Raw genomic sequence first — 838 nt, forward strand, 5'->3', positions numbered from 1 at the left:
GTCCGTAATTCGTTTTGGAGAACAGCTCGCCGCGGGCGATCAGCTGCTCGCGGCCGATGAAGCCCTGGAGAAAGGCGATCTCCTCCAGGCACGCCACCTGTAGGCCCTGCCGGTGCTGCAGAACCCGCACGAACTCGGACGCCTCCAGCAGGCTGTCGTGCGTGCCCGTGTCGAGCCAGGCGTAGCCCCGGCTCATCCGCTCCACGTGCAGCTGCCCGCGCTCGAGGTAGGCCTCGTTCACGCTCGTGATCTCAAGCTCGCCTCGCGGCGACGGCTTCACCGCGGCCGCGATGTCGAGCACCTGGTTGTCGTAGAAGTACAGGCCCGTCACCGCCCAGGTCGAGTCCGGCTCTCTCGGCTTCTCCACGATCCGGGTCGGGCGCCCCGCCTTGTCGAGGCTGACTACACCGTAGGCCTGCGGGTTCTCCACGTGGTAGGCGAACACCGTCGCCCCCTCGGGCCGCGCGGCCGCGCGGGCCAGGAGCTCGCTCATGCCCGCCCCGAAGAACAGGTTGTCGCCGAGGATGAGCGCGACGGGATCCTCGCCGACGAACTCGCGCCCGATCACGAAGGCTTGCGCCAGCCCCTCGGGCCGCGGCTGCACCGCGTAGGAGAAGCTCAACCCGAACTGCTCGCCGGTGCCGAACAGGCGCTTGTAATTGTCCAGGTGCTCGGGCGAGGAGATGATCAGGATCTCGCGGATGCCCGCCAGCATCAGCACCGAGACCGGGTAGTAGATCATCGGCTTGTCGTAGACCGGCAGGAGCTGCTTGTTGATCGACAAGGTTGCCGGGTGCAGCCGCGTGCCCGAGCCGCCGGCCAGGACGATGCCCTTCAT

At 67.7% G+C, this 838-nt stretch carries 1 protein-coding gene; it reads right to left on the bottom strand.

Annotation, left to right across the window (positions count from 1 at the left end; all coding sequences use genetic code 11):
• On the bottom strand, positions 1 to 838 hold an 838-nt coding region (rfbA, locus tag MOX02_RS30820), incomplete at both ends, for a glucose-1-phosphate thymidylyltransferase RfbA (RefSeq protein ID WP_147029546.1).

Source organism: Methylobacterium oxalidis (assembly GCF_007992195.1).
GTDB lineage: Bacteria > Pseudomonadota > Alphaproteobacteria > Rhizobiales > Beijerinckiaceae > Methylobacterium > Methylobacterium oxalidis.